Annotated in this window: 35 protein-coding genes; all 35 read left to right on the top strand. The window is 70.8% G+C overall.

The genetic code is table 11. The features are described 5' to 3' along the window. Positions 1–526: 526 nt before the first annotated feature. Entirely contained in the window at positions 527–766 is a 240-nt protein-coding gene (locus BI06_RS54405; RefSeq protein ID WP_051740224.1) for an HNH endonuclease, read from the top strand. Further along, positions 763–1,113, top strand: a complete 351-nt coding sequence (locus BI06_RS41110) for a hypothetical protein (RefSeq protein WP_043465246.1) — start codon at positions 763–765, stop codon at positions 1,111–1,113. Before BI06_RS54405 ends, BI06_RS41110 begins: the two co-directional genes overlap by 4 nt. Positions 1,114–1,125: 12 nt before the next feature. Further along, a complete protein-coding gene (locus BI06_RS41105) occupies positions 1,126–1,353 on the top strand; it encodes a hypothetical protein (RefSeq protein ID WP_043465243.1) in 228 nt (75 codons plus the stop codon). A gap of 3 nt (positions 1,354–1,356) precedes the next feature. Beyond that, on the top strand, positions 1,357–3,018 hold the full coding sequence (locus tag BI06_RS41100; RefSeq protein WP_051740223.1) for a hypothetical protein: 1,662 nt from the start codon (positions 1,357–1,359) through the stop codon (positions 3,016–3,018). Further along, positions 3,018–4,481 carry a phage portal protein gene (locus tag BI06_RS41095; protein WP_051742903.1) on the top strand — a complete coding sequence of 488 codons (1,464 nt, stop codon included), beginning with the start codon at positions 3,018–3,020 and terminating at the stop codon, positions 4,479–4,481. The genes BI06_RS41100 and BI06_RS41095 overlap by 1 nt, the downstream gene beginning before the upstream one ends. Then, positions 4,441–5,298, top strand: coding sequence for a hypothetical protein (locus tag BI06_RS41090; RefSeq protein WP_051742902.1), 858 nt, complete (start codon positions 4,441–4,443; stop codon positions 5,296–5,298). Before BI06_RS41095 ends, BI06_RS41090 begins: the two co-directional genes overlap by 41 nt. Before the next feature lie 8 nt (positions 5,299–5,306). Continuing rightward, positions 5,307–5,801 (top strand): hypothetical protein, encoded by a 495-nt coding sequence (locus BI06_RS41085; protein ID WP_051742901.1) that lies wholly within the window; start codon positions 5,307–5,309, stop codon positions 5,799–5,801. Beyond that, positions 5,798–6,892, top strand: a complete 1,095-nt coding sequence (locus BI06_RS41080) for a P22 phage major capsid protein family protein (RefSeq protein WP_082559055.1) — start codon at positions 5,798–5,800, stop codon at positions 6,890–6,892. Before BI06_RS41085 ends, BI06_RS41080 begins: the two co-directional genes overlap by 4 nt. A gap of 9 nt (positions 6,893–6,901) precedes the next feature. Beyond that, positions 6,902–7,330: a hypothetical protein gene (locus tag BI06_RS41075; protein WP_051742900.1), complete on the top strand. Its 429-nt coding sequence runs from the start codon at positions 6,902–6,904 to the stop codon at positions 7,328–7,330. A gap of 47 nt (positions 7,331–7,377) precedes the next feature. After that, a complete protein-coding gene (locus BI06_RS41070) occupies positions 7,378–7,710 on the top strand; it encodes a hypothetical protein (protein WP_206743652.1) in 333 nt (110 codons plus the stop codon). Next, the gene (locus BI06_RS41065; protein ID WP_043477159.1) at positions 7,691–7,978 is read left to right on the top strand and encodes a DUF5403 family protein; all 288 of its coding nucleotides are present in this window, start codon (positions 7,691–7,693) and stop codon (positions 7,976–7,978) included. The genes BI06_RS41070 and BI06_RS41065 overlap by 20 nt, the downstream gene beginning before the upstream one ends. Further along, a complete protein-coding gene (locus BI06_RS41060) occupies positions 7,975–8,403 on the top strand; it encodes a hypothetical protein (RefSeq protein ID WP_149030645.1) in 429 nt (142 codons plus the stop codon). The genes BI06_RS41065 and BI06_RS41060 overlap by 4 nt, the downstream gene beginning before the upstream one ends. Before the next feature lie 197 nt (positions 8,404–8,600). Further along, positions 8,601–9,023, top strand: coding sequence for a hypothetical protein (locus BI06_RS41055; protein WP_051742898.1), 423 nt, complete (start codon positions 8,601–8,603; stop codon positions 9,021–9,023). A 44-nt stretch (positions 9,024–9,067) separates the two neighbouring features. Beyond that, on the top strand, positions 9,068–9,400 hold the full coding sequence (locus BI06_RS41050; RefSeq protein WP_043477156.1) for a hypothetical protein: 333 nt from the start codon (positions 9,068–9,070) through the stop codon (positions 9,398–9,400). Continuing rightward, the gene (locus tag BI06_RS41045) at positions 9,361–9,900 is read left to right on the top strand and encodes a hypothetical protein (protein WP_051742897.1); all 540 of its coding nucleotides are present in this window, start codon (positions 9,361–9,363) and stop codon (positions 9,898–9,900) included. The genes BI06_RS41050 and BI06_RS41045 overlap by 40 nt, the downstream gene beginning before the upstream one ends. Before the next feature lie 11 nt (positions 9,901–9,911). Beyond that, on the top strand, positions 9,912–12,110 hold the full coding sequence (locus tag BI06_RS41040; protein ID WP_043477153.1) for a hypothetical protein: 2,199 nt from the start codon (positions 9,912–9,914) through the stop codon (positions 12,108–12,110). Between the two features lie 418 nt (positions 12,111–12,528). Beyond that, positions 12,529–13,323 carry a phage tail domain-containing protein gene (locus BI06_RS41035; protein ID WP_051742896.1) on the top strand — a complete coding sequence of 265 codons (795 nt, stop codon included), beginning with the start codon at positions 12,529–12,531 and terminating at the stop codon, positions 13,321–13,323. Positions 13,324–13,334: 11 nt separating this feature from the next. Continuing rightward, the gene (locus BI06_RS51935) at positions 13,335–14,498 is read left to right on the top strand and encodes a hypothetical protein (RefSeq protein ID WP_043477150.1); all 1,164 of its coding nucleotides are present in this window, start codon (positions 13,335–13,337) and stop codon (positions 14,496–14,498) included. Next, the gene (locus BI06_RS41025) at positions 14,498–15,673 is read left to right on the top strand and encodes a hypothetical protein (RefSeq protein ID WP_043477145.1); all 1,176 of its coding nucleotides are present in this window, start codon (positions 14,498–14,500) and stop codon (positions 15,671–15,673) included. Before BI06_RS51935 ends, BI06_RS41025 begins: the two co-directional genes overlap by 1 nt. Further along, positions 15,670–16,191, top strand: a complete 522-nt coding sequence (locus BI06_RS41020; protein ID WP_043477143.1) for a hypothetical protein — start codon at positions 15,670–15,672, stop codon at positions 16,189–16,191. The genes BI06_RS41025 and BI06_RS41020 overlap by 4 nt, the downstream gene beginning before the upstream one ends. Before the next feature lie 88 nt (positions 16,192–16,279). Next, positions 16,280–18,133, top strand: coding sequence for a LysM peptidoglycan-binding domain-containing protein (locus tag BI06_RS54400; protein ID WP_051742895.1), 1,854 nt, complete (start codon positions 16,280–16,282; stop codon positions 18,131–18,133). Next, positions 18,133–18,375 carry a hypothetical protein gene (locus BI06_RS41010; protein ID WP_043477140.1) on the top strand — a complete coding sequence of 81 codons (243 nt, stop codon included), beginning with the start codon at positions 18,133–18,135 and terminating at the stop codon, positions 18,373–18,375. The genes BI06_RS54400 and BI06_RS41010 overlap by 1 nt, the downstream gene beginning before the upstream one ends. A 41-nt stretch (positions 18,376–18,416) precedes the next feature. Continuing rightward, positions 18,417–18,701, top strand: a complete 285-nt coding sequence (locus BI06_RS41005) for a hypothetical protein (protein WP_043477137.1) — start codon at positions 18,417–18,419, stop codon at positions 18,699–18,701. 155 nt (positions 18,702–18,856) lie between these two features. After that, positions 18,857–19,555 (top strand): hypothetical protein, encoded by a 699-nt coding sequence (locus tag BI06_RS41000; protein ID WP_043477134.1) that lies wholly within the window; start codon positions 18,857–18,859, stop codon positions 19,553–19,555. A 119-nt stretch (positions 19,556–19,674) separates the two neighbouring features. Then, a complete protein-coding gene (locus tag BI06_RS40995; RefSeq protein WP_043477131.1) occupies positions 19,675–20,226 on the top strand; it encodes a hypothetical protein in 552 nt (183 codons plus the stop codon). Then, complete coding sequence (locus BI06_RS40990) at positions 20,223–20,420, top strand: hypothetical protein (RefSeq protein ID WP_043477128.1); 198 nt, start codon at positions 20,223–20,225, stop codon at positions 20,418–20,420. Before BI06_RS40995 ends, BI06_RS40990 begins: the two co-directional genes overlap by 4 nt. Before the next feature lie 73 nt (positions 20,421–20,493). Then, positions 20,494–21,291, top strand: a complete 798-nt coding sequence (locus tag BI06_RS51930) for a hypothetical protein (RefSeq protein WP_043477125.1) — start codon at positions 20,494–20,496, stop codon at positions 21,289–21,291. Between the two features lie 113 nt (positions 21,292–21,404). Then, on the top strand, positions 21,405–22,157 hold the full coding sequence (locus BI06_RS51925) for a hypothetical protein (protein WP_158516529.1): 753 nt from the start codon (positions 21,405–21,407) through the stop codon (positions 22,155–22,157). 87 nt (positions 22,158–22,244) lie between these two features. Beyond that, complete coding sequence (locus BI06_RS40975; RefSeq protein ID WP_043477122.1) at positions 22,245–22,541, top strand: hypothetical protein; 297 nt, start codon at positions 22,245–22,247, stop codon at positions 22,539–22,541. Between the two features lie 3 nt (positions 22,542–22,544). Then, entirely contained in the window at positions 22,545–22,721 is a 177-nt protein-coding gene (locus BI06_RS51920; RefSeq protein WP_158516528.1) for a hypothetical protein, read from the top strand. Beyond that, complete coding sequence (locus BI06_RS40970; protein WP_043477119.1) at positions 22,718–22,897, top strand: hypothetical protein; 180 nt, start codon at positions 22,718–22,720, stop codon at positions 22,895–22,897. Before BI06_RS51920 ends, BI06_RS40970 begins: the two co-directional genes overlap by 4 nt. After that, on the top strand, positions 22,897–23,301 hold the full coding sequence (locus BI06_RS40965) for a hypothetical protein (protein WP_051742893.1): 405 nt from the start codon (positions 22,897–22,899) through the stop codon (positions 23,299–23,301). Before BI06_RS40970 ends, BI06_RS40965 begins: the two co-directional genes overlap by 1 nt. Positions 23,302–23,322: 21 nt before the next feature. Continuing rightward, positions 23,323–24,063, top strand: a complete 741-nt coding sequence (locus tag BI06_RS40960; RefSeq protein ID WP_051742892.1) for a hypothetical protein — start codon at positions 23,323–23,325, stop codon at positions 24,061–24,063. A gap of 16 nt (positions 24,064–24,079) precedes the next feature. Further along, positions 24,080–24,982, top strand: a complete 903-nt coding sequence (locus BI06_RS52735; protein WP_051742891.1) for a toprim domain-containing protein — start codon at positions 24,080–24,082, stop codon at positions 24,980–24,982. Continuing rightward, entirely contained in the window at positions 24,964–26,517 is a 1,554-nt protein-coding gene (locus BI06_RS52730) for a phage/plasmid primase, P4 family (RefSeq protein ID WP_199523448.1), read from the top strand. Before BI06_RS52735 ends, BI06_RS52730 begins: the two co-directional genes overlap by 19 nt. The last annotated feature ends 4 nt before the right edge of the window (positions 26,518–26,521 follow it).

The following is a 26,521-nucleotide window of genomic DNA, read 5'->3' as shown; positions in this document are numbered from 1 at the left end:
CCCCGCCAGGGCACCGCTCCCCTTCCGGTCCTCTCTCCCCGGTCGAGGTCGAGCACCTGGCGGGGCCCTGCGTTCCAAGGAGTCGAGTGAAGCCGTGCACCCGGTGTCAAGAGACCAAGCCTCTTGCTGCCTTCGGGCGGGACGCATCCCGGAAAGACGGTAGGCAGCACTACTGCCGGCCCTGCCGTGTCGCCCTCTCCCGGCCTATCCGGGCACGTAACTACGCACTGGTGCTCGCAGCCAAGGCCGGCCCCTGCCTGGACTGCGGCGGTACCTTTCATCCGGTGGTGATGGATCTGGACCACCGCCCCGGAGAAGTGAAGGTGTTTGACCCCTCCAAGTCGGGAGGGCGGAGGGCCGAGGTGGTCGCGCGCGAGGTCGCCAAATGCGACCCCGTGTGCGCGAACTGTCATCGCATCAGGACCTTCACTCGCAATGGGGTGATCTCGTGACCTCCCGCCGTACAGTCCCGCTTCCCCCTCACTGGCCTCGTCTTCGCCGCGCGGTCTTGAATCGCGACGCCTGGATGTGCCGACATCTGAGGTACGACACCGGCGAGCTGTGCGGCGAGCCCGCGCGCCACTGCGACCACGTCGTCCCCGCCTCCGAAGGCGGCTCCGACACCCCCGCCAACCTCCGCGCCCTGTGCGACTGGCACGTCCTGCGCAAGGACGCCGCCGACGCCGGCCGAGCCCGCCGGAGGGCCACCGCGGACCGCTGGCAGCCCATCCGAAACCGCCGCACGCACCCCGGGGAGGTCCGTTGAACGTCGACCCGACCGAGAAGGACGCGGCCAAGATCCGCGCCGCGCTGGTCGAGCTGTACGAGACCGAGTTGGACCTTGAGCCGACCGACCTCGCGCTGATCGACATCGCCGCGCCGATGCTCGCGCGCGCCGCCCAGCTCGACGCCGTGGTTCGCCGCGAAGGCCAGATGATCCCCGGCGGGAACCGGGCCGGAATGATGGTCCTGCACCCGGGAATCGCGCAGGCCCAGCTCAGCCGAACCCAGGCCGCCGGCCACCTCGCCAAGATCCGCGGTGAGGGCGAGGGCAACCGCCGAGGTCACAACGCCCGCGACGCCGTGGGCGCCCGCTGGGGCAACCGAGTCTGAGAGGAGCCCGCCGTGGCACGCCGCAAGACCCGGGCCTCTGGCCCCTCGGACGAGTCGCTGCGCATCGCGCGGACGATCACCTACTACCAGACCTGCCTGGACGCCGCCGTGCCACACGAGACGGCCCGGGAGTTGTGGGCTCACGACATGACCCGCCCGTTCGAGGCCGGTGAGCACGTCTCCGCCGCGATGGCCCAAGCCCTGGAGCTGCGCGCCCGCCAGGAGGCAGCCCAGCCGTAGGAGGTGGCCGTCCTGACCATCACCTACGAGCCGGTCCGCACCCTTGCGGACACCGTCCCGCACCCGCACCGCACCCTCGCGGGCGAGCTGCTGCGCTGGAGCGCCTACGCGTTCCGGCCGGACTGGAAGTACACCCCGGAGCAGGTCAGGATCTTGGCCCGCTGGTACGAGCTGAGCGACGACGCCGTTCCCGAGGACCCCAACGACCCCGAGACTTGGGGTCGCGCCTTCCGCTGGGAGTCCGGCACCCTGCGCCGCCTGAAGGGGTGGGGCAAGGACCCGAAGATGGCGTCGGTCTGCGCGATGGAGTTCGTCGGCCCGTGCCGCCTGGTCGGCTTCCGCCCCGACGGCTCGCCGATCGGCGGACCGCCGCAAGAGGCGTGGGTGCAGATCTTCGCCACGGCGGCCGGCCAGAACGTCAACACGATGTCGGCGTTCTCCACGATCTTCAGCCAGGCCGCCATCGACCGGTACGCGATCAAGCTCGGCCAGGAGGTCTGCTACGCGAGCCAGGTCGACACCGACGGCCGGCAGTGCCGTCTGGAGGCGAAGGCCAGCTCCTTCCGCGCTGCGGAGGGCGGGCGCCCATCATTTTCCCTGCTCAACGAGACGTGGCACTGGGTCGCCGCCACCGGAGGCCCCCGCCTCGCGGCCACCATCCGACCCAACGCCACCAAGGTCGGCGGCCGGACGCTGGAGATCACCAACGCCCCCGTCATCGGCGAGGAAAGCGTGGCCGAGACCACTTGGTACGCCTTCGAGAAGCAACGCGACGGGGTCAACCGCGACGCTGGTATCTACTACGACAGCGTGGAGGCCCCTCCGGGGGTCGATCTCGCCGACGAGGACCAACTGCGCGCAGCGATCCTGTGCGCCCGGGGCGACTCGGTGTGGATCAACCCGGACCGGGTGATGAAGGACATCTGGTCGGCCAGCACGTCCGAGGACGAGAGCCGCCGGAAGTACCTCAACCAGCTCTCCAGCCATGACGACGCGCTGGTGGACCGCGACACCTGGGACCTGGCCACGGTCGAGCCCGCCGACGGCATACGCCCCGGCGAGCGCATCGTGCTGTCCTTCGACGGCGGCAAGACGGACGACTCAACTGGCCTCCTGGCCATGCGCGTTCGGGACAAGACGGTCCAGAAGCTCGCCCTGTGGGAGAAGCCCGACGGCCCGGCCGGCAAGAACTGGGAAGTGGACGGCACCGAGGTCAACGACATGGTGGCCCACGTCTTCCAGAAGTACACCGTCGTCGCGTTCTTCGCCGATGTCGCGGGCTGGGAGTCCTACATCGCCGACTGGTCGGAGAAGTACGGCCCGAAGCTGCTCATCAAGGCGTCCGGGAAGTCGACGGTCGGCTACGACATGCGGGCCAACCAGCGAGAGATCACCGTCGAGCACATGGCGCTGGTCGGGGCGATCGAGACGGTGGCCCTGCCGCACGTGCGCGACTACTCGCTGACCCGCCACTCCATGAACGCCCGCAAGCGCCCGAACCAGTACGGCTTCAGCTTCGGCAAGGAGTCGCGCGAGTCGAGGTTGAAGGTCGACCTGTACGCCTGCATGGTCCTCGCCTGGATCGCCCACCGCCGCCTCACCGAGAGCGGCAAGCTCAAGCCCCCGAAGGCCCCCGGCCAGCTACAGACCCGAGGAGGGTTCTGATGTCCCTCCCCGCCGTACTCCAGCGTGCCCGGCACGCCAAGGGCCTGGTCGACCGCGACGCCGACCGGCTGAACCTGGTCGACCGCTACGCCCGGGGCCTGCACCGCGCTCCGTGGATGCCGGCCAAGGCGAACAGCGAGTTCAAGGACCTGGTGAAGCGCTCGATCGTCAACGTCTCCTCCCTGGCGGTGGAGGCCCCGCTGAACGCTCTGCGCGTCCAGGGCTTCCGCAAGCCGGGCAGCGGTGAGAACGCCTACGAGTGGAAGTACTGGCAGAAGAACCGGCTGGACGAGCGGCAGAACGCCGTCCACCGGGCCGCGCTCACCTCGGGGGCCGCGTACGTCGTGGTCACCCCCGACCCGCGCAAGGGCCGCCGGGAGCCGCTGATCCGCGCGTACGACGCGATCAGCACGGTGGCCGTCTACGCCGACCCGGCCTGGGACGAGTTCCCGGTGTACGCGCTGCACGTGCCCGAGCAGCAGCCCGACGAGCACCGAACGCTCGCCTACCTGTGGGACGACCTGGCGAAGTACACCGTCGACCTGGACGCCGAGCCTGATTCCGCGGTGCTCGCCTCCGAACCTCACGGCATGGGCGTCTGCCCCGTCGTGCGGTTCTCCCCGTCGGTGGACCTTCGGGGCCGCACCCGGGGCCTGGTCGAGCCGCTGATCGTCTCGCAGGACCGCCTCAACCAGCAGACCTTGAGTCTGCTGCTCAACGAGCACTGGGGTGCCCACGCGATCCGCTTCGCCACCGGCCTGGCACCCTCCGAGCGCCTGGACCCGGAGACCGGTGACCCGCTGCGCGATACGGAGACCGGCGAGCCGGTGTACGACGTGCCGTCCCTGGACCCGTCCACGCTGCTGATGGCGCCCAACTCCGACGCGAAGTTCGGGCAGTTGCCCGCGATGCCGACCGGCGATCTGCTGGCCTCCCGCCGTCAGACCGTTGAGGAGATCATGGGCCTGGCCGATGTGCCGCCGCACTACCTCGCCGGGTCGAACCTGGTGAACCTCTCCGCCGATGCCCTCGCGGCGGCCGAGACCTCGTTCAAGAGGTTCCTGTCCACGCTCCAGGACTCGCTGGGCGAGTCGTGGGAGTCGGTGTTCCGGCTGTGCGCCGTCGCGGCCGGCCGGGGCGAGATCGAGCAGGACGAGAGCCAGGTCGAGTGGGCCGAGAAGTCGATCCGGTCGCTGGCCCAGGCCGCCGACGCGATGGTCAAGCTCATGCAGCAGGGTGTCCCGCTCAGCGTCGCACTGCGCAAGGTCCCCGGCTTCAGCCAGGCCGACATTGACGAGGCGGTGAAGGCCGCCGAGGAAGCCGCCCGCAAGGCAGAGGCCGCCGAGGCCGAGGCGTTGAAGCAGCAGAAGGAGGCGACAGCCGGTGGCGTGGACTCCAAGAACGGCCGAGATCCTGCGGGCGGTGGCCGCGTACCAGCTCGCGCAGCAAGCGCTGGCCGGTGAGTTCGCCGCCCGCTGGGCCGAGGTGCTGGCCGCCGTCGAGGCCCGCGAGATCGCCGGTTCGCTGACCGAGCTCGAAGCCGAGTACGCGGCGGCGATCCGGGAATCCGCGGCGGCCTCCTACGGCCTGTCGGCCGCCTTCTACCGGCTGGTCCGGGCGTTGGAGACCGGCCGGGTGATTGGCGGCCCCGGATACCGCCCGAACTCCTCGCTCGGCTCCCTGTGGGCCGACTTCAACCGCGCCTCCGGCAAGCGGACCGGCTCCGGTCCGCGCGAGGAGCTGCCGGTGGACACCCGCAACCCCTTCCCCACCGAAGATCTGGCGCGCGAAGCACGCAGGGCGGAAGAAACGTTCCGCCATGAGGTCGCCGTCCGGGTCGAGAAGCACGAGCGCGAACGCGCCGGCCGGGGCTCGGCGGCGCTGGACGACGCGGAGCTGGTGGCCTGGGAGAAGGAGTTCCTGGAGTCGGTGAAGACCGGCAGTACCGGGGCGGGCGGGATGCTCGTCCAGGACGGCGGCCGGGACATGATCCACACCGCGTTGCAGGACGACCCCGGCGCGATCGGCTACTTCCGCGTCACCGACGCGGGCCCCTGCTATTTCTGCGCGCTGATGGCCGGCCGAGGCGCGGTCTACAAGTCCAAGCGCACCGCCGCGTTCGGCGCTCACCCGCACTGCCACTGCCAGGCCGTCCCGATCTTCTCCCGCCGCTACCAACTCCCCGCCGAGAACGGGACGTTCTCCCGGATGTGGAGCGACTTCGGGGGCGGGTCGCTGGCGGACTGGCGCACCTACTACGGCAAGACCACGAAGACATAGGAGAGAGCTTGACCGAGCAGACCCCGACCCCGTCCGAGGCGATCCCCGGCGGTGTGGCGAACCCGGCCACCCCGCCGTCCACCGCGCCGGCCGTCGAGCCGCCCGCCGAGGCCCCGGCCCCGCAGGGCGAGGAGAGCCCCGCCCCGAAGCCGGTGGAGCCGGACTACAAGGCGCTGTACGAAAAGATGCAGGCTGACCTGGACGCCACCCGCGAGCGCTCCACCGAGGCCGGTGTCGAGGCGGACGAGCTGCGGGCCCAGGTCGCCCAGCTCCAGGAGCAGGGTCTCCGTGACCGGATCGCCGCCGAGTACGCTCTGCCGCCGGTCCTCGCGGCCCTGGTCCAGGGCTCCGACGAGGCCGCAGTCCGCGCGCACGCCGAGCAGCTGGCCGCAGTCGCCGCGCCGAAGCCGCTGCTGGGCGCGGGCGGGCTGACCCCGCACTCCGAGCCCGACCCGTACAAGGGCCTGGCCGAGAAGCTGCGCCTTCGCCGCTTCGGCATCTGAGACCCCCGTACCGCATAGGCCGTCCCGCCCCGGGGCGGCCTTCCGTCTTCCCGAGGAACAGCGCCATCTCTCTCAACCCCGCACGTGCCAATGCCTTCCAGAACCCGGACAAGCTGGTCACCCAGGCCATCGCCAACCTGAAGGACTCCGTCCTCCTGGCCCACAAGTTCGACCGCCGGGCCGCCGAGGAGTTCGTCAACGCCACCGGCCAGGTGCTCTCGATCCGCCGCCCCGCCCGCCTCAAGGGTGCCGAGGAGCGGATCGACGCCAAGCGCAAGTTCAACGACACCGCCACGTGGATTCAGTCGGAGAACCTGAACGAGGGCCTGCTGACGGTCAAGTTCGACACCCACGCCTACTCGGCGGTGGACCTGTCCGACGCTGAACTCTCGCTCGACCTCCTGTCGTTCGGCGAGCAGGTCATGGTGCCGCAGGTGGACAGCATCACCGAGCGCCTTGAGGACAAGGTCGCCAGCGCGATGACCGAGTTCCCCGACGTGGCGGCCACCGCGAAGATCCCGGTGGACCTAACCAAGGCCACCAGCGACGAGCAGGCCGGCCAGATAATCCGCAAGAGCCTGGCGCGCCTGCGCGTGCAGCTCAACAAGGAGAACGTCCCCGCCGAGGGCCGCACCGCCGTACTCGGCTCCGAGGCCGCGTACTACGTGCTCAACGACCCGAACATCTCCCGGGCGAATGAGTCCGCCAACGGCGGCGCGGCGATCCGTCAGGCCACCATCGGCAACCTGTACGGCTTCGACATCGTGGAGTCCACGAACGACGTCCTGGCCCCGCTGGGTGTCTACGCCTTCCACCGCTCCGCGATCCAGCTCGTCTCGGGTGCGCCGTCGGTCCCGGAGTCCGCGAAGGGCGGCCGGCAGGCCGCTGACGGCTTCGCGCTGCGCTGGATCAAGGACTACAACTCCGGTGCCGCGATGGAGCGCTCGTTCCTCTCCTCGTACTGGGGCGCGACCCTGGTCACCGACCTGAAGAAGAACGAGACCAACTGGCAGGACCCGAAGAACCTGGTCAAGGTCCGTGGCATCCGCGTCACCTTCACCGGCGAGCCGACCGCCCCGGTCGCCAAGTAAGGGGGGCCCGTGGCGCTGGACGTCGCCGACCTCTTCAAGCGCCTGGGCAAGCCCGCTCCCGCCTCCGGCACCCCGGACTGGGAGCGGGCCAACGCCGCGCTCGAAGACGCCTTCTGGGTGATCGCCGCCACCGGCCACCGGGCCTGGACCCCGCAGCGCCACCCGCCGGTGATCCGCACCCTGGCCCTGGCCGTCGCCGACCGCCGCTTCCGCAACCCCGAGGGGTACGTGCAGGAGCAGGCCGGAGAGGTCTCCTACCGGATGCCGGACGGCTCGCCGATGGGCCTGGCCCTCACCCGGGGCGAGCAGGCGCTGATCGAGCGGGTAGCAGGCCGCGGTGGTCTCAAGTCCGTCCAGGGCCAGCGTTCGGCCGTTTCGCGCGGCCTGCGCACCGGCTACCCGTTCCCCGACCCCGAGGACGCCTGGGGGCCGGTGTGAGCCTCCTGGAGCGCGGCCGAACCCGGGTGACCGTCCACACGGTCCGCATGGTCGATGACGGCTACGGCGACCGTCGGCCGGCACCAGGGCCGAGCGCCGTCTACTCGGCGTGGGTCGCCCCGGTCGGCGACGCGGCGGGCTGGCGTGCCCCGGTCGGCGCTCAGGTCGGCTGGTCCCCGCCCGTGCGCCGCAAGGTGCTCTTCCCGCCGGACGTGGTGATCGACAAGTGGTCGTCGCTGGAGTTCGCCGACGAGGGCGACCCCGGAACCCGCTGGGCCGTGGTGGACGCCCCTCGCGCCCACCACGGCGCTTCCGACCGGATGAGGTTCGTGACCGTGATCGTGGAAGGCGGTGGCCAGAGTGGCGGAGATCCGTCCTGACCTGGACGCCGTGGTCGCGGGCCTGCCCGGTGTGATGGGCGTGCTCAAGCTCGAAGCCGAGGAGCGCAAGGCCCGCATCACCGCGAAGGCTGCGCTCCACGTCGAGACCGGCGAGTTCATCGCCGGGCTGAAGATCAAGCGGCACGCCAAGGGCTACGCCATCGTCAACGAGGACCCGTTGGCCGCTCACAAGAACTGGGGCGGCTTCAACCACCGCGCGAACCGCCACGTGGACGGCATCCACGCGATGGAGGCCGCCCTGTGGTGAGCCGCGAGCCGTACCTGATGCCCGACTCCGAGCGCATCGTCCTGGAAGCCCTGCGCACCGTGCTCCCCGAGCACCGGTGCGCGGTCTACCTCCCCACCGACTGGCAGCTCGCGCTGCGCAAGACGGGCGGGCTGGTGATCGCCCGCCGGGTCGGCGGCGTGATGAAGGACAAGCGCTTCATAGACGAGGGCATGTTCACCGTCCAGACCTACGCCACCTCGCGCGCGGACGCCTCCCTGCTCGCCCGCCGGGCCCGCGCCGGCCTGGTCCGCCTGACCTTCGAGCAGTTCGGCAACGCAGACGGTTACCTGTCCCGCTTCCGCGAGGCGACGGGGCCGTTCATGACCACCGACCCGATGACCGAGGCCCAGACCGGCTTCTATCGCTTCTCGGCCAACTACATGATCGCTACAAGGCCCCGCTGACGGGCCGGAAGGGAGTCAGCATCGCTGACGACACCCCGGTCCTGGTACCGGGTACCGGATACATCTACGTCGCCCCGCCGGGTACCGCGCTGCCGGACCTGAGCAAGGGCTTCGACCCGAAGGACTCGACCAAGTGGGGCCCCGGCGGCCTGACGTGGAAGTCCATCGGCAACACCTCGCTGGACAACGGGATCGAGATGAGCGTCGACGGCGACGAGCCCGAGGTGCTGGGGTCCTGGCAGAACAAGTCCCTGAAGACGACCGACCCGGGCAAGACTTACGCGGTGACGATCAACCTGTCCGACTTCACCGCCGAGTCCTACAAGCTCTACTACGGCACCGACAAGGGACTCGACGCCAAGGGCTTGTTCTCGATCCCGACCAGCCCCACCGCCCAGAACCGGGCGCTGCTGATCGCCGCCGTGGACGGCGGCAAGGCCGTCGTGTGGCACTACCCGAAGACCTCCATCATCGGCGCGGACGCGGTGACCATGGACCCTGCCGCACTCGGCGAGATGCCGGTCAAGGCCACCGTCGTGGCCCTCAACCAGAGCACGCCGCTCGGCTCCGTCACTCCCGTGTTCGACCTGGCCGCCGGCCTGACCGCCCCGGCCGCCTGATCCACACCACCCCCAGCTAGGAGAGATCAACCCTGAGCACCACCTTGGACTTCGCCGACCTCGCCGCCGAGGCCGAGCGCAAGCACACTGGCAAGGGCCTGAAGTTCGTCGCCAAGAACGGCAAGAAGGTCCGGCTGCGCCGTATTGAGGCCCTGCCCGGCGGTGACCTGAAGACCGCGCTGTCCCTGCTGGACGCGGTGCAGTCGAAGAAGGTGTCCAACGAGCGCCGGATCGAGGCGATGACCGGTCTGCTGGTCGCGGTCGCCTCCGACAAGAAGGCCATGCGCGAGAGCGTGGACGCCCTGCCGCTGGAGCAGGCCATGACCGTGGTCGAGGCATGGATGGAGCAGGCCGCGCCGGGGGAAGCCGCAGCCTGATCAGGCTGCTGGACGAGTACGGCGCGCAGATCACCGCCGACCTGCGCCGCTACTGCGGGGTGGACGTCCTGGACTGGGTCCGGGGCCGCCACTCCGCCCGCTACGTCCTCGCCCTGATCGGGACTCTCCCCGACGACTCCGCGACGATGGCCGCAGTGCGCGGTGGCCGTGAAGCGTTGGGCTGGGACGCCAAGGCGTACGTCCTGGCGGATCTGGTGGACGCCGTCCAGGCGCTCACCCACGTCCAGGTCGCCAAGAGCGCGAAGAACCCCCGCACCGTCGAGCGTCCGAAGCCCTATCCGCGCCCGTACGCGAAGAAGGCCCGCACGGCGGCCGGCACCAGCCCCTTCGCCGCCGCCCTCCAGCGTGAGGTCGGCGAGGGTGGGGGTCCGGTGCTCGCCGAGGCGTCAGCCCCCCTTGCAGAAACGTTCCGCCTACCGGCGGCCGTGCTCGCGCGCTCCGCCGCGCCGGGCAGGCCCGCACCGGTCCGACTCACGTAGGAGGTGAGCCGTTGGCCGGCCCCGGCGGCAAAGAGGTCGGGCGCGTCCACGTACGCGTCCTGCCCGACACCAGCGACTTCCGCCAGCGCCTCAAGCGCTACCTGGAGATGCTGGAGAAGTACACCAAGATCAAGGTCAAGGTCGACCTCGACACCACGGGCATGAGCGCCCGGCTGCGAGAGCTGACCCACGACCGCCAGGTCCGGGTCAACGTCGTCGCCGACACCGGCGAGGCCGCCGCCCGGATCGCCGCCCTCACCCGCGAGCGACGGGTCCGCATCCGGGCCGAGGTCGACACGGTCCCGGCGGACGGGCAGATCCGCCGCTTTACCGGCCGCCGCTGGCGGCTGGGCATCAACGTCCACCTCGCCCGGGGCGGGTTCGAGCGGGTCAAGTCGGGCCTGGCGACCCTGGGCTCGGGGGTCGCGGACATCGGCCGCAACTTCGGCCGGCTCTTCACCCTCTCGATCGAGCAGACGGCCTCCGCCCTCCAGGGCATCGGGTCGGGCATCAGCTCGGCAGCCCAGGGGGCCGCCGGGATGGCGGCCGGGTTCGCCCAGTCCGCCGCTGCCGCGCTGCCCCTGCTGGTCGCGGTCACCGCCATCGCCTCCTGGGTGACGGTCGTCGCCTCCGGGCTGATCGCCGTCATCGCCCTGGCCGCGCTGCCGGTCCTGCCGATCGGCCTCGCCGCCATCGCGGCAGCGGGGAACATGAAGGCCCTGGGCAAGGCCGCCCAGGAAGCGATGACCAGCGCCTCGGAGGCGCTGAAGCCAGCAACTGCCGCCATCCGCAAGGAGTTTGGCGGCGCGGTCAAGGACGTCACGGCCTGGTTCAAGCAGGCCGAGCCGCAGATCCGGGCGTTCTTCAACGCCGGGGCGCAGTTCGTACGCCCCATGGTGAAGTCGATCACCGACTTCACAGACGTCCTCTTCCCGAAGCTCACGGCGGCGATGTCCTCGCCGGGGATGAAGGCGTTCACCGAGCAACTGCCGGTGGCGCTCGTCGCCCTGGGTGCTGCCCTGGGGGACTTCTTCCTCACCCTGTCCAACGGGGGCGGCCAACTCCAGCTAATCCTGGGCCCGTTGGTAGGCTTGCTCGACGCCTTCCTCCAGGGGATCGCCTCCCTGGCGGTCGCCTTCGCCCCCGAGATCGCCGCGTCGATCAGCTGGTTCGCGGACACACTGCGCCAGTTCTTCGACGTCTTCAAGGAGAACGCGCAGGCAACTGCCGCCCTGATGCGGCTGGTTGACCTCGGACTCCGCGCCCTGGTGATCGGCTTCTCGGTCACCATGCAAGCCTGGGACCTGCTGGCGACCGCAGCCGTGGCCGCCTGGCACACCGTCCAGGCCGCCTGGGACGGACTGACGTCCGCCACGGCCTCCGCCTGGGCGTCCGTGACCTCCTGGACGTCCTCCACCTGGTCGTCCGTGACGTCCTGGGTCTCCGGCGCGGCGTCGTCCGCCAGCTCTGCTGTCGCGTCCGCCTGGGGGTCCGTGACCTCATGGACCTCGTCCACCTGGGCGTCCGTGACCTCGTGGACCGCCTCGTCCTGGGCATCGGTGACCTCCACCGTGTCGTCGGCGGCCTCGTCGGTCGGCTCGGCCGTCTCGGCAGCCTGGCGGAACGTGACCTCGTGGACCTCGTCCGCCTGGGAGTCCTGCGTCGGCTTCGTCTCGTCGGCCTGGTCCAAGATCGCCGACGGAGTCTCGTCCGGGATCGGCACGGTGGTCGGCTACGTCTCCAGCCTGCCGGGCAAGATCCTCGGTGCGATCGGCGATCTGGGCTCGCTGCTGTACGACAAGGGCAAGTCCGCGATCCAGGGCCTGGTCAACGGCATGAAGTCGATCAGCGTCGGCGGCATCGTCTCCGGGATCGTGGACAGCCTCAACCCGTTCCGCTCGGCCCCCGCCTCCGCCCCGGTGGCCGCGCCGCGCTCGCTGATAGCCGCGCCGATGGCGTTCGCCGCGATGCCGGCCGCAGCCTACGCGAGCCCGCTGGAGCAAGCCCTTCGCCCGGTTACCTCGGGGCTGCGCTCGCTCGACTCCTACGGCTACGGCCAGCGCGCCGCAGCCAGCCTGCGCCCGCCGGACCCCAAGGCCGCAGGCCGGGAGCGCTACGGCCCGAACATCACCGTCAACGCCACCACCAACGCCAACCCCCACGAGATCGGCAAGCAGATCGCGTGGGAGCTGAAGACCTCCGGGAGGTAGCAAGATCGGGGCTCTCTCCCCACCCTTCATCGGCGACGTCACCGCCCACACCGCCCGCGTCTTCTACACGAAGACGCCGGGCGCGTGGACGGACGTCGAAACCACCAACACCAAGACCGGCAAGGCGCATTACGACGCCGAAGACCCCACCTGGCCGGGCACCGCCCTGGTCGGCGACGGCGGCCCGCTGGGCGACGACCCGCAGCTGGAGCCGGACACCGAGTACCGGGTCCGCTACCACAGCACCGGCACCGGTCTGGATTCCTGGTCGGACCCGGTCACCTTCCGGACCCTGCCAGACCTGCCGCCACCCAAGCGCCCGGACATCGGCCGCCAGCCCAGCGCCCGCAACCCCTACACCGCAGCGCCGTGGACGGCGACGTGGGGCGGGCTGCTGCTCGGTGAGGACTCCTCCGTCGTGCTGGAGGAAGTGGGCGGCCTCCTGGACGCCCCCGAGGTGCGGACCTCGGACGCCGAGCTGCTTCAGCGCGACGGCCTGACCCCGGGCACCGACTACATGGGTGCGCGCACGGTCACCCTGACCATGCTGGCCCTGGACGACCACGAGGTCCCGGACCTGCTGGCCGCGTTCGCCCCGGGCGGGCCGGAGAAGCCGTTCGAGTTCGCGTTCCCCGGGGTGGCCGGCGGGCGGTCCAGGCTCATGGCCCGGGTCCGCAAGCGGGCCGTCACCGTGGACAAGGAGTTCCACGCGGGCCGCCGCCGAGTCACCGTCGAACTGGTCGCCACCGACCCCCGGTTGTACTCGGCCGACCAGGCGCGGGCGACCGTGGCGGTGGCCGTCCCCCGTGGCGGGCGGCCGATCTTCCCACTGACGTTCCCCTTCGACATGGGCAACGGCCCCGCCACCCGCTCCGCCCCGGACATCGCCAACACCGGCTCGGTCGACACCTGGCCCGTCGTGCGGATCACCCCGGCCACCGGCGAGATCCGCGACCCGTCGCTGACCCTCGTCCACGACGGCGAGCGCAAGCGCTTCGCTACCCGGGGCCTGCGAGTCGGCCGGGGCGACGCTCTGGTCATCGACATGGGGCGTCGCCGCATCACCCTCAACGGCGCTTCCCGCTTCGGGCAGGTCGATCCGACCTCCCTCTGGTTCTCCGTCCCGCCCGGCGGCAGCACCCTCCAACTCGACGTACTGGAAGGCCCCGACGGGGTCACGGCGGACGTCTCATGGCGCTCCGCCTGGATGTAAGGACCCCTCTCTTGGCTGTTGAACTCCGCGCCCCGCTCTTCGTCCAGCAGGGCCGCTACGACGCGCTCGACCTGCGGACGATGATCGGCGGCACCCGGGGCGCCCACGTCGGCGTCGCCGGACCCACCGCCCTGCTGGTCGAGAAGATCGACAACCCCACCCCCAGGGTCTCCGTCGCCGCCGGTTCCGTGTGGCTGCCCGACGACGTGGCCGTGTCCCACAAGGGCGCGGTGCACTTCGCCAACCTGGACGCCAGCATTCAGCTCCAGTGCTCCACCCCCAAGCCGGGCGAGGCCGCCCGCGCCGACCTGGTCGTGGCGTTCGCCGACCCCGACAGCGCCCCGGCCGGCCCGCTGCTGATGGACATGAAGACCACCGCGGACCGCTACATGCAGCCCGTCACCTACGCCGCCGACGGCACCCCCTACGCAGCCCCGGCCGCCGCCGCTGCGGCCTCCGGCACGCAGCTGACCAAGGAGGGCGCGAAAGGCTGGTCCATCGCGGTCCTCGCCGAGTCCACCCCCGGCGCGAAGGACTGGCCGGTGCCCTCCAACTGCATCCGCCTCGCGGTGGTGAACATCGCCCAGACCGGCATCACCGGGATCGAGGACCAGCGCTTCGTCGTCGCCGGGCAGCTCGACACCACACCGCTTCGCCAGCTCCGCACCGCCGGAGCCCAGGGCATCGCCCAGGCCGCCGTCGGTGCCCCGGCCGGCAGTCTGGTCTACGACTCGGTGACCACCGCGCTGTACAAGGTCACCGGCCCCGGCACCACCGCCCCCGTCCTGCCGGGCGCGGTCCGCCAGGACGCCTCCTACCAGGCCCCCGAGAACGCCTGGGGAGGTGAGGGCTGGCACACCTTCACCGCCCCGGCCGCCCCGTACCCACGCCTGGTGACTGTCACCTTCGAATGCACCTACCAGGGTGACTTCGGCGAAGGCTGGATCACCCCCGTGGTCTTCGGACACGGGGAGAGCCGCCGTGCCGGACGGCCGCAGTACGTCCGCGCGGGCGACGCCCGCGACGCGCGCGGAGCGGCAACCGTCAAGGTTCCCGCCGGGACGCCCATGAGCGTCAGCACCACCTGCCGCCCCGACAACACCGCGAACAACAACGTGAAGCTCAAGGCGGCGTGGACCTCCTACGCCGAGGCCGTCATCGTCCAGGCGGCCTGATGAGCGAGAACAACGGCTACCGCGTGATCCTCTCCGAGTTCAAGGGCGGCCGACTGCTGGCCGAGCTGCCCGTCTCGGGCCTCTCCTTCCGCTCCATCCTCAACGCCCCCGGCTCCGCCTCCTTCACCGTGCCGCTGGCCGCCGAACCCCTCGCGGGCCTCGACTGGTCGCTGATCTCCCCGTGGCGGATCATCGCCCACGTCCAGCGCGGCAGCCGCGTCCTGTGGGGCGGCCCCCTGCTCACCTGGTCCGTGGACCTGGCCGCCGAGGAGATGACGCTCGACTGCGTGGGCCTGTGGGAGTACTACCGCCGCAACATGATCAACCTGGGGTACTCCACCGGCACCACGCCGCGCGAGCAGACCACCATCGCCCGCGAGCTGATCCAGACCTTCGCCGACAACCCCTCGCCGGCCGCCCCCGGCCAGCTCGGCTACTGGGGCAGCAACGGCCCCGGCGCGCTCACCTTCGACCCGGACCTGGCGTCCGTGAGGCGGGAGCGCACCTACCCCTGGTACGAGTGGAAGTCGGTGGGTGAGGCCGTCGAACAGCTCGGGGCGGTGATCAAGGGCTTCGACTTCCGGATCGACCACGACTGGGACGTGGACGCCCGCGTGATCCGCAACCGCTTCCGCTTCCTCTACCCGGCCGGAGGTGTGGACACCGGCATCGTCCTGGAGCACGGCACCAACTGCACCGTCACCTCCGTCACCTCCGACGGCGACAAGATGTGCACCGAGACCGGCGTCAACGGCGCAGGCGAAGGCTGGAGCCAGTTGAAGAGCTGGTGGTACAACGGCCCGCTGGAGACCACCGAGGGCCGCCGCATCCCGCGCCTGTCCGCCGTCGAGACCAACAACAGCGTCGTCCGCGTGGACACCCTGACCGCGCAGGCCGAGCGCATGACCGCCGTCGGCGCGTTCCCGCTCGTCGTCCCCGAGGTCACCCTGCACCCGGGCGGTGAGTACTCCGCCGCCGAGCTGCGCGTCGGCCACAAGATCCGGGTGCGCGCCCGCACCGCCAACTGGCCCGGCATCGCCGCCGAGTACGTCATCCAGGAGATCAACACCAAGGTCACCAGCAGCGGCGAGGAGACCACCCTCGCCCTGGTCCCCGTCACGATCTTCGCGCGGGTGGACGACTGGGTCCAGGGACAGCTGGCAGGTGCCGCGTGACCGTCTACGGTCGGCCGACCTTGGCCGACGAGTTCCAGGGGATCGGCACCCGGCTGTCCGCGATGGAGCGCACCGCCAGCGCGCTCGGCGCGGTGCTGCCCATGACTCCCTACCGTCCCGGCCTGGACGTCGCCACCACCTGGCGCGCCGCCGCCACCATCCCCACCGCAGGCATCGCCCACCCCGTCATCCGCCTGGACTGCCGCGTCTCCTCCAAGCAGGGCGCCAACGTCTGGCTGCGCCTGTTCGACGTCGACCGGGCCCGCGCGGTCACCGCGGAATGGCAGTACACCGGCGGCGCACTCAACAACGGATGGGTCCGCCTGGACTGGGTCCTGCCCACCGGAGGCGGCCAGCCCGGCGAGTGGCAGCGCCTCCTGCTCCAGGCCAAGACCGATGTCACCGGTGGCGGCACCGTCGATCCCGGCGTGGCCATGGCCCTGCCCTTCAACCAGGCCCCCGCCGCGACCGAGGCCGGCACCTGGACCCCCGTGCCGATCCCGCCCGGCTACGCCTGACCCCGCTGCAACCCGCGCAGCAGCCCCGCCCTGAAGTCCCGGGCGGGGCTTCGCCATTGAAAGGACCCGTTTCATCTCCCGCGAAGCAATGATCACCGAAGCCCTGAAGTGGGCCGACCAGAACTATCGGGGCGGCCTCTCCCCGAACGGCAAGTACTACGACACCCCCTTCGGGCGCTGGTACGCCCCGGGCTTCAACCACGAGCCGTACTGCGACATGTTCGTGAGCTGGTGCGCCAACAAGGGCGGCGAGGCCGCAGCCGTCGGCCGTTACGCGTTCTGTCCCTCGCACGTCCAGGCGTTCCGCAACAAGGGCCAGTGGTACGGCCGCCACGCCGCCTTCAAGCGGGGCGACGTCATCTTCTTCACCTGGGACGGTGGCCCCACCGCCGACCACGTCGGCATCGTGCTGGAGGACTCCGCCCCCGGCCAGCAGGTCAAGACTGTCGAGGGCAACACCGCCCGAGGTGACGGTGCGGGCCAGGGCTCCGGGGGCTACGTCGCCCGCAAGACCCGGCCCCGTTCCGTCGTGCTCGGCGTCGGCCGCCCCGCCTTCACCACCAGCGGCGGCAGGACCAGCACCCCGAGCGGCCAGGCCGTCACCATCAACGGTCTGGCGTACGGCCCGGGTTCGCGTGGCGAGCACATCACTGCCATGGGCCGAGCCCTCGTCCGGGCGGGATGCTCCCGCTACGCCGAGGGCCCCGGCCCGGTCTGGGGCGGCGCGGATACCGAGAGCTTCCGCGCCTGGCAGCTCAAGCTCGGCGACACCGCCGACGCCGACGGCATCCCCGGCCCCAAGCAGCTCGCGCGTCTCCTCGCCGACTTCGGTCCGGCAACCGAGCCGCTTCCGCCCGTCCCGCCCCGGCCGGCCACCCACACCTTCACCATCCGCAAGGGCATGACCCTGGGCGGCATCGCGGTGGCGCTCGGCACCACGGTTGCCGGGCTGCTCTCGCTGAACCCGCAGATCTCCAACCCGGACCGGATCACCGAGGGCCAGCAGATCACCGTGCCGGCCACCTCCGCGTCGGCCGTCGCCTCGCAGCCCCCGGCCCCGCCGGTCGAGAGCCCGGCTCCGACCGAGCCCGCCCCGGCCGAGACCCCGGCACCTACCCCGGCACCGGACCTGCTGCCGACCCCGGCCCCGGGCGTGGCCACCCACACCGTTGCCCGGGGCGACACCCTGTCCGCCATCGCCAAGCGGTACGGCGTCGGCCTGGACGCCGTGGTCAACGCCAACCCGCAGATCGCCGACCCGGACCGGATCGAGGTCGGCCAGGTCGTCAGCCTGCCGACCGCCACTGCCGGAGCCGACGCGCCGCCGGTCCACACCGTCGTGCCGGGCGACACGCTGTGGGACATCGCCGCGTGCTCCCGGGTCACGCTCGAAGCACTGATCGCCGCCAACGCGTCCACCGTGGCGAACCCCGACCTGATCTTCCCCGGGCAGGCGATCGTGATCCCCGACGGTTCCGCGCCCGTACCGCGCCCGGCAGTGCCGAAGACCCCCGTCCCGGTCCCGGAGCCCGCCGCGCCCGCACCGGCCGTACCCGCTCCCACCCCGGCCCCGCCGGTCGAGCAGGTGCCGACCACCCCGAGCACCGGCTACTCGAACGACCTCGCTGGGTGGATCGAACAGGCCCGGGACATCCTCCGGTCCAACGGCGACCTCGTCCCGTCCGCTGGTGCGATCGAGCACCGAGCGATGGTCGAGTCCGGCGGCAACCCGAAGGCTGAGAACCACTGGGACAGCAACGAAGCCGCGTACGGCGGGACGTTCGGCCTGCTCCAGACCATCCGGCCCACGTTCGACGCCTACGCCCTGCCTGGCCACCGCAACATCCTCAACCCCGTCGACTCGATCATCGCCGGGGTCCGCTACGCGAACGCGACCTACGGCTCGTTCGAGTCGATCGCCTGGAACGAAGGGGGCTACTGATGGCCCGAGACGACCAGCTCGGCGGCGTGGTCATCGGACCGCGCGAGATCTACGACGAGCTGGTGGGCGTGCGCGAGGACGTGCGCTCGCTCGCCCAGAGCCGCGACACCGTGGACGCGGTCCTGGAAGACCACGAAGACCGCGTCCGCGCGCTGGAGCGGTGGCGGTACGGCGTCGTCGCCTCCGGACTCGCCGGAGGCACCGCACTGATCACCGACGTGGTCGCACGACTGAAGGGCTGAGCACCATCGAAGACCTGAAGACCTGGCTCACCGCCAACCCCGTGAAGGCGCGGTCGGCCGTCGTCGCCGCGCTGACCGCGCTGGGCACCGTCGTGCCCAGGCTGGCTGGCATCGAGACCAACGAGGCCGTCATCGGCCTGCTGCTGACCATCGCCACGCTGGCCGCCGGCCACTCCGCGGGTAAGCGCGTCGTCACCCACGCCACCGACGCTGCCCGCACCGAGGCGGCCCGCGTCGAAGCGCTCGCCGAGTGCTGCGCGTGCCCGCACGAAGCGCCCGGCCCGGCTGTCGCGTACGGCAGTGACGGCATGAAGATCAAGCGATGAACCCGGGCCCCGGCCTGCCTTCGGGCAGGTCGGGGCCTTTTCTCGTTGCAGTGCGGGGCGTGGTGGAATGGATCGTGGGGGCCGTTGGTTGCACAACGGTCCAACACCAACAGCATTGGTGGACAGGCTGTCCACTAAAAGGAGGACCCGACCCGATGGCCCCGAGAAGGCCCGCGCAGGACTGGCACGACGTTCCCGGCGCGCAGGAGTTGATGGACAAGGCGCTGCCACTGGCCGCCGCAGCGAAGGAGACACGCGACTGCGGCCCGATCGCAGAGGTAGTGCTCCAGACGACGCTGCTGTTCACCACTCCGAAGGGTCTGCCCGACCTGCGCCGCAGTGGAGGACTGGCGCGGGCATGGATGGCTGACCTACTGGACGCCATCGGGTTCGCCCCTCCACGGCTTGCCCCCATGGACGAACGGAAGAAGGTGGCGAGGGAAAGGGAGAGCCTGGCCCAGGCAATCCGCGAAGCCCTCTCCCCGGTCCGCGTCGCCTTCGTCCGTCAACTCGATGGCCACCCCGAAGAGCGCGAACGCCTCTTCCCAGGCTTCTCCTCCTCTGTGGAAATCTTCGAGTACTACAAGATCATCCCGAAGGCCCAACGCGAGATCCGCATCGCCCGGTACAACCACCGAATCTCGCTTCAGAAGCTCGGTAGTCTCCTGTCCGGCGACGAGCCGCCCATCGCGCCGGCCGACGGCGAGGAGGCGGTCCACGCCGTTCACCGGCTTGCCACCGCCCTGACTCCGGACCTGTTCGACGGCGTGGACGTCGAGACCCGTTCCCAGCTCCGTCAGGAACTCAGCGAGACCCGTGCGGCGCTGCTCGCGCTGGAGGACGCGCTGAGCTGATCTCCGACCCCAGGCCCCGCCTTCCCCATCTCGGGGAGGGTGGGGCCTTTTCGCGTTCCGGGCCTGTTCGGGAGCTTGTTAACCGGTGCGGCTTAACGAGTACGAAGGAGCGTGCCGACTTGAAGAACATCGCACTGATCGGCCGGGCGAGATCCGGCAAGGACACGACGGCCGGGGTCCTGGCCGAGTACGGGTACGTGCGGCTCGCGCTGGCGGACCCGCTCAAGCAGATGGCCTACGACATCGACCCGATGGTGGGCACCGAGCTGCTGGGGGTGAACGCCCCGGTCCCGGTGCGCCTGGCCGACGCGGTGGACCGCTACGGCTGGGAGACGGTGAAGGACAGGTTCCCGGAGGCCCGCAGGCTCTTGCAGCGGCTCGGCACCGAGGGCATCCGCCGACACGTGGACCCGGACTTCTGGATCGACCAGTGCCTCCGGTCCGCCGCCGCCGCGCAGAGTCCGGCCGTGGTCACCGACGTGCGCTTCGACAACGAGGTGGCCGCCCTGCGGAAGGCGGGGTTCACGGTCTGGTTCATCGACCGGGGCGGGGCCGACGGCGACCACCCCAGCGAACAGCTCGGCCCCGAGCACGCCGACGTCACCGTGGCGAACACCGGCACCCTGGCCGCCTTCCACACCCGAATCCGCGAAGCCCTGGAGGCCCAATGACCCTGCGCGAGCGCTTCGACGCGATCGACCGCACCGCAACCGCGATCGAGAACGTCGTCTTCATCTACACCCCCGTCCCGGACCCACTGACCCCGGACGAGCGGGAGGCCGACGAGCAGGCGGCGAATGCCCGCGTCGAGGCGGAGGTGCCCGGCTTCGCGGACACGCTGCCCGCGCTCACCACCGCGGCCTGACCACCCGCCACTTCCAGGCCCGTCCCCTCCCGGGGCGGGCCTTTCCCATGCCCCGAAACAGAGAAGAGAGCCCATGTCCGAAGGCGTCCGCACGATCCACCAGAAGGGCTCGCGCTACTACGTCCACCCCGAGAGCGGCGACCTCGCCCCCTCGGTGACGTCGGTGTTGAACATGGAGGCGAAGCCGTTCCTCCAGAACTGGTCGGCCGGCATGGCGGCCGAGGCCGCCATCACCGACCTGGAGGTCGTCCAGCGCATCGCCTCCCGCGACCGCCAGGCCGCCGTCGACTTCCTGAAGTTCGCGGCGAAGAGGTACACCAAGCTGCGCGCCGACGTCGGCAGCCTGGTCCACGACTTCTTCGAGCTGCGCCTGCGCGGTGAAGAGGTCCCGTACCCGCACCACGACGTCGAGCCGTACGTGCCGCACATCGAAGCGTGGCTGGACCGCTACCAGCCCGAGCTGCTGCACGCGGAAGACGTCGCCTGGTCGCGCGAGCACGAGTACGCGGGCAGTTTCGACTTCCTCGTCAAGATCAACGGCAAGGTCGTCCTGGGCGACCTGAAGACCTCCAAGAGCGTGTATCTGTCGGTGGCCACTCAGCTCGCCGCGTACGCCCACGCGGACGACCTGATCACGGTGGACCGCAAGATCGTGCCGTTTCCGAAGGTCGACGCAGGGGCGGTGCTGCACGTCACCCCGCAGCGGGCCGAGTTCCGGCCGGTGAAGATCGACCGCGAGATCTTCGACCGGTTCCTCACCCTGCGCAAGCGCTTCGCGGAGGACCGGGCCTCGGACGCCGGGATCATCGGCCGCGTCGCCTGGAAGAACGACGCTGGCCACCAGACCGGCACCGCCCGCCGTGCCTCCTGAGCTGCCTGTTAACCGCCCCGGCTCAATCCCCACGGGCCGGTGTTAACCGCCCCGGCTCAACCTCCACGGGGCCGACCGACCGGCGGCCCCGCCCCCGAATGAACGGACTGCACTTGAGCGACGCACTCGACAACATCTTCGCCTCCGACCCGGAGCTGGCCGAGCGCGCGGAGCGCGCCGAAGCCAACGCCCGGCCGGACCTGGCCGGCGTCTTCCGCAACTACGAGGCGGCCCCCGACGGCGGCTTCCCGATCGCCCAGCACGAGTGGATGGTGACCACCGCGCTGCCGTCCACCGCCGAGGCCGTGGCCGAGCTGCTGGGCGGCACCCCGTACGAGCGGGAGACCGAGGCCGAGGACGCCATGGCGGTCAAGACCGACGTCGACCGGGTCGAGGTCGTCATCGACGGCCCCGAGGCCGTGAGGCTGGACTTCAAGCAGTGGGTGAACGGCAAGCTCGCGCACCACTGCGACACCCGGTCCTTCCTCAGCCCGCCGGAGGACGTCGGCGTTCCGTGCCGCTGCCCCGGCACCATCGCCGAGCTGAAGGACCGCGCGAAGGCAGAGCGGGGCCCCAAGCCCGCCATCGAGATCGACTTCACGCTGCCTCATGCCTTGGAGCTGGGCCGCTTCCGCTTCAAGACCTCGGGCTGGTCCCTGATCGCCGAACTGCCCGCATTGAAGGGCGCGCTGGCCCGCTCCGGCGGCCCATCGCTCGCCCACCTCATCAACGAGCGGGTGCAGTACACGAGCAAGGCCGGCCGTGATGTCGACTACCAGAAGGCTGCGGTGAAGGTCATCAAGCCGTACGAGCAGGCGATCACCGACAGCCCGTCGGCCGCGATCGAGGAGGAGCCGCCGTTCTAACCGGCGCTCCACCCCCAGCAGCACCACACCAGCGGGACCGGCTTCTTCGGAGGCCGGTCCCGCTCCCGTTTCCCTGGAGAGAGCCCCGTGCAGACCCCGACCAGCGCCGAGCCGATCCCGGCCCGGCTGATCAACCCCCTGTCCGGCACCGACCGGGCGCAGGAGATCATGCGCTCCGCCTTCCGCGAATCGCCGCGCCCGCCGTCGGCCGGCACCCGCAACTCGCAGGCCAAGCTGACCGAGCGCAAGGTCTACGCGATCCGCCGCTCCGCCGACCTGGGCGCCAGCCTGTCCGCTCTCGCGGAGGCGTTCAACATCTCCGAGCGCGCGTGCCGCCACATCGCCCACCGGACCTCCTGGGCCCATCTGCCGGAGAGGGGCTGAGCGTTGACCGACCACTCCACCCCGCTGTGGAAGGTCCCGCCCGAGCAGCGCCGGACCTTCCTGCACGCCCGAGCACGGGCGCTCGCCGCCGAAGGTGTGCGGCCCTCGCGGCTGCTGCGGGCGTCCGACGCCGCCCACGTCGCGGACTTCCGCGAGCCCCGGCCGCCGGAGGAGACATGACCTTCCGCATCGGGGCGGGCATCGCCCCCGCGCTCGGCGACCTTCGTACCGCAGGCCCCGGGGACCTTGTCCTCTTCCTCCACGACGCCCGCGAGCGGGCCGACTTCGCCCGCTACTGGGAGGCCGCCGCGACGGCTGTCTTCCGGGGAGCCGGGCTCACGGTGGTGACCGCCTAGTGGCCAACCGCAACAAGGCGAAAGGCACCAGCTGGGAGACCTCGGTGGCCGACTACCTGAACGAACAGCTCGGCCAATACCGGGAGTTCTGGAAGGACAGCGACCGCGCAGTCCGCTGGAAGGACCCCACCGACGGGGACAACGTCCGCCGCAACGTCCAGGAGGGCGCGGCCGACATCGGCGATCTCGGAGTGCGCCCCTTCACCGGAGAGTGCAAGGCCGAGAAGTCGTACGACCTCGCCTCCTACGTCCGCCAGGCCGAGGCCGAGGCGAAGAACGCCGGCCAACTGTTCGGGGTCGCGTACGTGAAGCGGCCCCGAGCGAAGACCGAGGACGGGTACGCCGTCACCTCGCTGCGCACGCACGCGGCGATCGTCAAGGCCCTCCGGGCCGCTGGTTACTGAGTTTCACAAGGAGAGAGAAACATGATCAACGAGATGGTTCTGACCGAGTCCCCTGCCGCCCGTGCCGGGCTTGTCGAGAAGACCGATGTCCTGGACAAGGTCGGAGCGCTGGCCACCCTGCCGGACGGCATCCACGTGGACCGGGCTGGCGTCGCCGCGTTCTACAACGTGGACACAGAGGTCGTCCACAAGCTTGTACAGCGCCACAAGGACGAGCTGAAGGACCACGGACTTCGTACCCTGACGAGCAAGAGTGAATTGGTGGACATAGTGTCCACCAACTACCCGCTGGGCAGGGGGCGCCCGTCGGTCACCCTCTTCCCTCGCCGTGCGGTCCTGCTGGTGGGGATGCTGCTGCGTGACTCGCCGGTGGCGCGGCAGGTTCGCGGCTACCTGCTGAACGTGGAGGAGCGGGCGGAGGCACCGACGCGTGATGCGGCGGTGCTCGCGCTGGCCGAGCAGATGAAGGTGCTGGCCGACCGGGTGGAGGAGATCACTCCGGCGTTCAAGGCCCAGCGGGCTGCGAGCGAGAACGCGGGCGGCTACCTGCTGCACGACGTGGCGAAGGCTCTCGGAGTGACGCATCACCTGCTGCGTCCGGCCCTGGTGGCGGATGGCTACCTGGCGGTGGAGCACACGCCGGGCGGGCGGGCGATGTACCGGCCGACGCGGGAGGCCGAGGGCATGTTCGTCGCGGACGGCCACCGGACCGTCCATGCCACTCCGGCCGGGCAGGCGCTGTGCGAGCGGCTGTACGGCTGAGGAGCGGGCTGTGCGCATGTCAGAGATCCTGGACCGGCTGGAGGAGTGGCGGGACTACCAGCCCGGCGAGTGGGTCGCCCGCTGCCCTGCCCATGACGACGGGAAGCCGTCGCTGTGGATCAACCTGAAGAGCGGCGGCATGGTGGGCATGGCCTGCCGGGCCGGGTGCCGCTTCGAGGACATCGTCGCCGGGATGGACCTCCTGCCGAGGCACCTGTTCAACGTTGACCCGGAGGGCTTGGCGGTCGTCGCCGAGGCGCGCCCGGAGCCGGTCTCCCCGTTCCTGACGGCGGCGTTGCGGGTGTGGCTGGACTCTCTGCCGGCCGGTGACGACGCTGCCCCGGCCGCAGGCTACGCGCAGAAACGTTTCGGCCTGCCCCGGGGCGAGCAGGACCGGCTGGGCCTGCGCTGGTGGCCCGGCCCGCAGCCGTGCCCCGAGTGGGTTCCGACCTCGTTCGTCCGGTATCCCCGCCTCGTCGTGCCGATGGCCGACTTCGCGGGAGTGGCCCGGGGCGCGCAGGGCCGGGACCTGTCGGGGCGCTGCCCGGTGCGGTGGATTTCGCTTGCCAACCCCGACGGGTTCGAGTGGCAGCGGTACGGGGTGTTCCCCGGCCCGGACCCCGGCGCGCCGTGGGTCGTCGCCGAGGGTCTGTCCGATCCGCTGGCGATCGTCGCCGACGGCTACAACGCGATCGGGGTGCGCGGTGCCGCGCTGCTGAACAACGACCCCGCCACGCTCGACGCGCTGGCCGCCGGCCTTTCGGGGCGCGACGTGCGGGTGTGCGGTGACAACGACCGCTCCGGCCGGGAGTTCACCCGGACCATTCTGGCCGCCCTCCACGAACGGGAGGTGCACGCCCGGCAGTTGATCCTGCCCGAGGGCTTCAAGGACTACGCAGTATGGAGAGAGAACCGATGACGGCGTACGCCATCGACAGTCTGACCACCCCCTTCGAACCAGACCGGCCGTCGTTGACGCTGCCCCCGGAGCAGGCGGTGGCCGCCTACCGAGAGGCGGCGTCCCGGTACGGGGCCTCGGACATCGTCAACGCCCACGCCCTGGTGCAGTTCATGAAGGGCGGCATCAAGTACGCCGACGGCGTGGGCTTCCACGTCTGGTCGGGGACGCACTGGGTTCGCAACGAAGTGCTGGTGCGCCAGGCCGCCCACGACCTCGGGGCCGCGATGGTGGAGACCCTGGCGAGGGAGAAGGCGGTCATCCGCGAGGCCCTGGCGCTGAAGCTCGCCGGGGACGCGCTGGACGCCGAGTACGAGAAGCAGGTCGCCGCGCTGCCGCTCGCCAAGGCGTCGAAGGGCTTCACCATGGCCCGACGCATTGACGACCTCATGCGCGAGCTGGCGTCGGTGCGCGGTGTGCACTGCGAAGTGGACGCCTTCGACAACCGGCCGCACTTGCTGTCGTTCGCCGACTGCACGGTGGACCTTCGTACCGGCGCGGCCCAGCCGCACGATCCGGCGGACATGCTGACCAAGTCCCTGCCGTGGAGGTACAACCCCAAGGCGCAGGCCCCGCGTTGGCTGCGGTTCCTAGACGAGGTGTTCCCCGCCGAGCCGCTGATGCCCGCCTACATCCACCGCCTGTGCGGGTACGGCATCACCGGCTCGACGGCCGAGCAGGCGTTCGCGGTGTTGGTCGGGATCGGGGCGAACGGCAAGAGCGTGTTCCTGGACACCCTCAGCCACGTGTTCGGCGCGCTGTCCGAGACGACGCGCTTCGAGACGTTCGAGGACCGGGGCAGCTCGATCCCCGCCGACCTGGCCGCGCTGCGCGGGGCCCGGATGGTGATGGCCTCGGAGGGCGAGGCGGGGAAGCCGATGAGCGAGTCCGTGCTGAAGCGCGCGACCGGCAGCGACAAGCTGACCGCCCGCTTCATGCGCGAGAACTTCTTCACCTACCAGCCGACCTTCCTGCTGTGGCTGGCCTCCAACCACACCCCGGCCTTCCGATCGCAGGACGCCGGCCTGTGGCGTCGGGTGAAGCTGATCAAGTTCGACCGCTTCTTCAAGCCGGAGGAGCGGGACCACGGCATCTTCGCCGACCTGCGTGAGGAGGCCGAAGGGATCGCCGCCTGGGCGGTCGCCGGGGCCGTGGAGTGGTACGCCGAGGGCCTGAAGGAGCCCGACTCCATCAAGACCGCCACCTCCAACTTCAAGGAGAACAGCGACGCCCTGGCGGAGTTCCTGACGGACGTCCTGGTGAAGACCGGCGACGACAAGAGCCACGTCCCCGCCCAGGACGCCTACAACGCCTACCGCGACTGGTCCGAGGCCCAGGGCGAGAAGGCATGGACCCGCCGCGGATTCATCTCCGCGCTGGACGAGCGCGGCATCCGCCAGCACCGCATGACGAAGGGCCGTGTGCTGCTCGGTGTGCGCTTCGCCGCCGAGGCGTCGCCGTCCGGCCCGGGGATCTTCGACACCACCAACGACTAGGAAG

Source organism: Kitasatospora sp. MBT66 (assembly GCF_000710405.2).
In the GTDB taxonomy this organism is placed as follows: Bacteria; Actinomycetota; Actinomycetes; order Streptomycetales; family Streptomycetaceae; genus Kitasatospora; species Kitasatospora purpeofusca.
The sequence above is the reverse complement of the archived record's forward strand: the minus strand, read 5'-3'. Positions and strand labels throughout refer to the sequence as shown.

Excerpts from the sequence above, each read along its gene's own strand:
- BI06_RS41025 (WP_043477145.1), top strand. The coding sequence starts at position 14,498 with ATGAGCGAGAACAACGGCTACCGCGTGATCCTCTCCGAGTTCAAGGGC.
- BI06_RS52735 (WP_051742891.1), top strand. The coding sequence starts at position 24,080 with ATGTCAGAGATCCTGGACCGGCTGGAGGAGTGGCGGGACTACCAGCCC.
- BI06_RS41000 (WP_043477134.1), top strand. The coding sequence starts at position 18,857 with ATGGCCCCGAGAAGGCCCGCGCAGGACTGGCACGACGTTCCCGGCGCG.
- BI06_RS41095 (WP_051742903.1), top strand. The coding sequence starts at position 3,018 with ATGTCCCTCCCCGCCGTACTCCAGCGTGCCCGGCACGCCAAGGGCCTG.
- BI06_RS40960 (WP_051742892.1), top strand. The coding sequence starts at position 23,323 with ATGATCAACGAGATGGTTCTGACCGAGTCCCCTGCCGCCCGTGCCGGG.
- BI06_RS54405 (WP_051740224.1), top strand. The coding sequence starts at position 527 with ATGTGCCGACATCTGAGGTACGACACCGGCGAGCTGTGCGGCGAGCCC.
- BI06_RS41045 (WP_051742897.1), top strand. The coding sequence starts at position 9,361 with ATGGATGGAGCAGGCCGCGCCGGGGGAAGCCGCAGCCTGATCAGGCTG.
- BI06_RS54400 (WP_051742895.1), top strand. The coding sequence starts at position 16,280 with ATGATCACCGAAGCCCTGAAGTGGGCCGACCAGAACTATCGGGGCGGC.
- BI06_RS41055 (WP_051742898.1), top strand. The coding sequence starts at position 8,601 with ATGAGCGTCGACGGCGACGAGCCCGAGGTGCTGGGGTCCTGGCAGAAC.
- BI06_RS40990 (WP_043477128.1), top strand. The coding sequence starts at position 20,223 with ATGACCCTGCGCGAGCGCTTCGACGCGATCGACCGCACCGCAACCGCG.
- BI06_RS51930 (WP_043477125.1), top strand. The coding sequence starts at position 20,494 with ATGTCCGAAGGCGTCCGCACGATCCACCAGAAGGGCTCGCGCTACTAC.
- BI06_RS52730 (WP_199523448.1), top strand. The coding sequence starts at position 24,964 with ATGGAGAGAGAACCGATGACGGCGTACGCCATCGACAGTCTGACCACC.
- BI06_RS40970 (WP_043477119.1), top strand. The coding sequence starts at position 22,718 with ATGACCTTCCGCATCGGGGCGGGCATCGCCCCCGCGCTCGGCGACCTT.
- BI06_RS41010 (WP_043477140.1), top strand. The coding sequence starts at position 18,133 with ATGGCCCGAGACGACCAGCTCGGCGGCGTGGTCATCGGACCGCGCGAG.
- BI06_RS41070 (WP_206743652.1), top strand. The coding sequence starts at position 7,378 with ATGGTCGATGACGGCTACGGCGACCGTCGGCCGGCACCAGGGCCGAGC.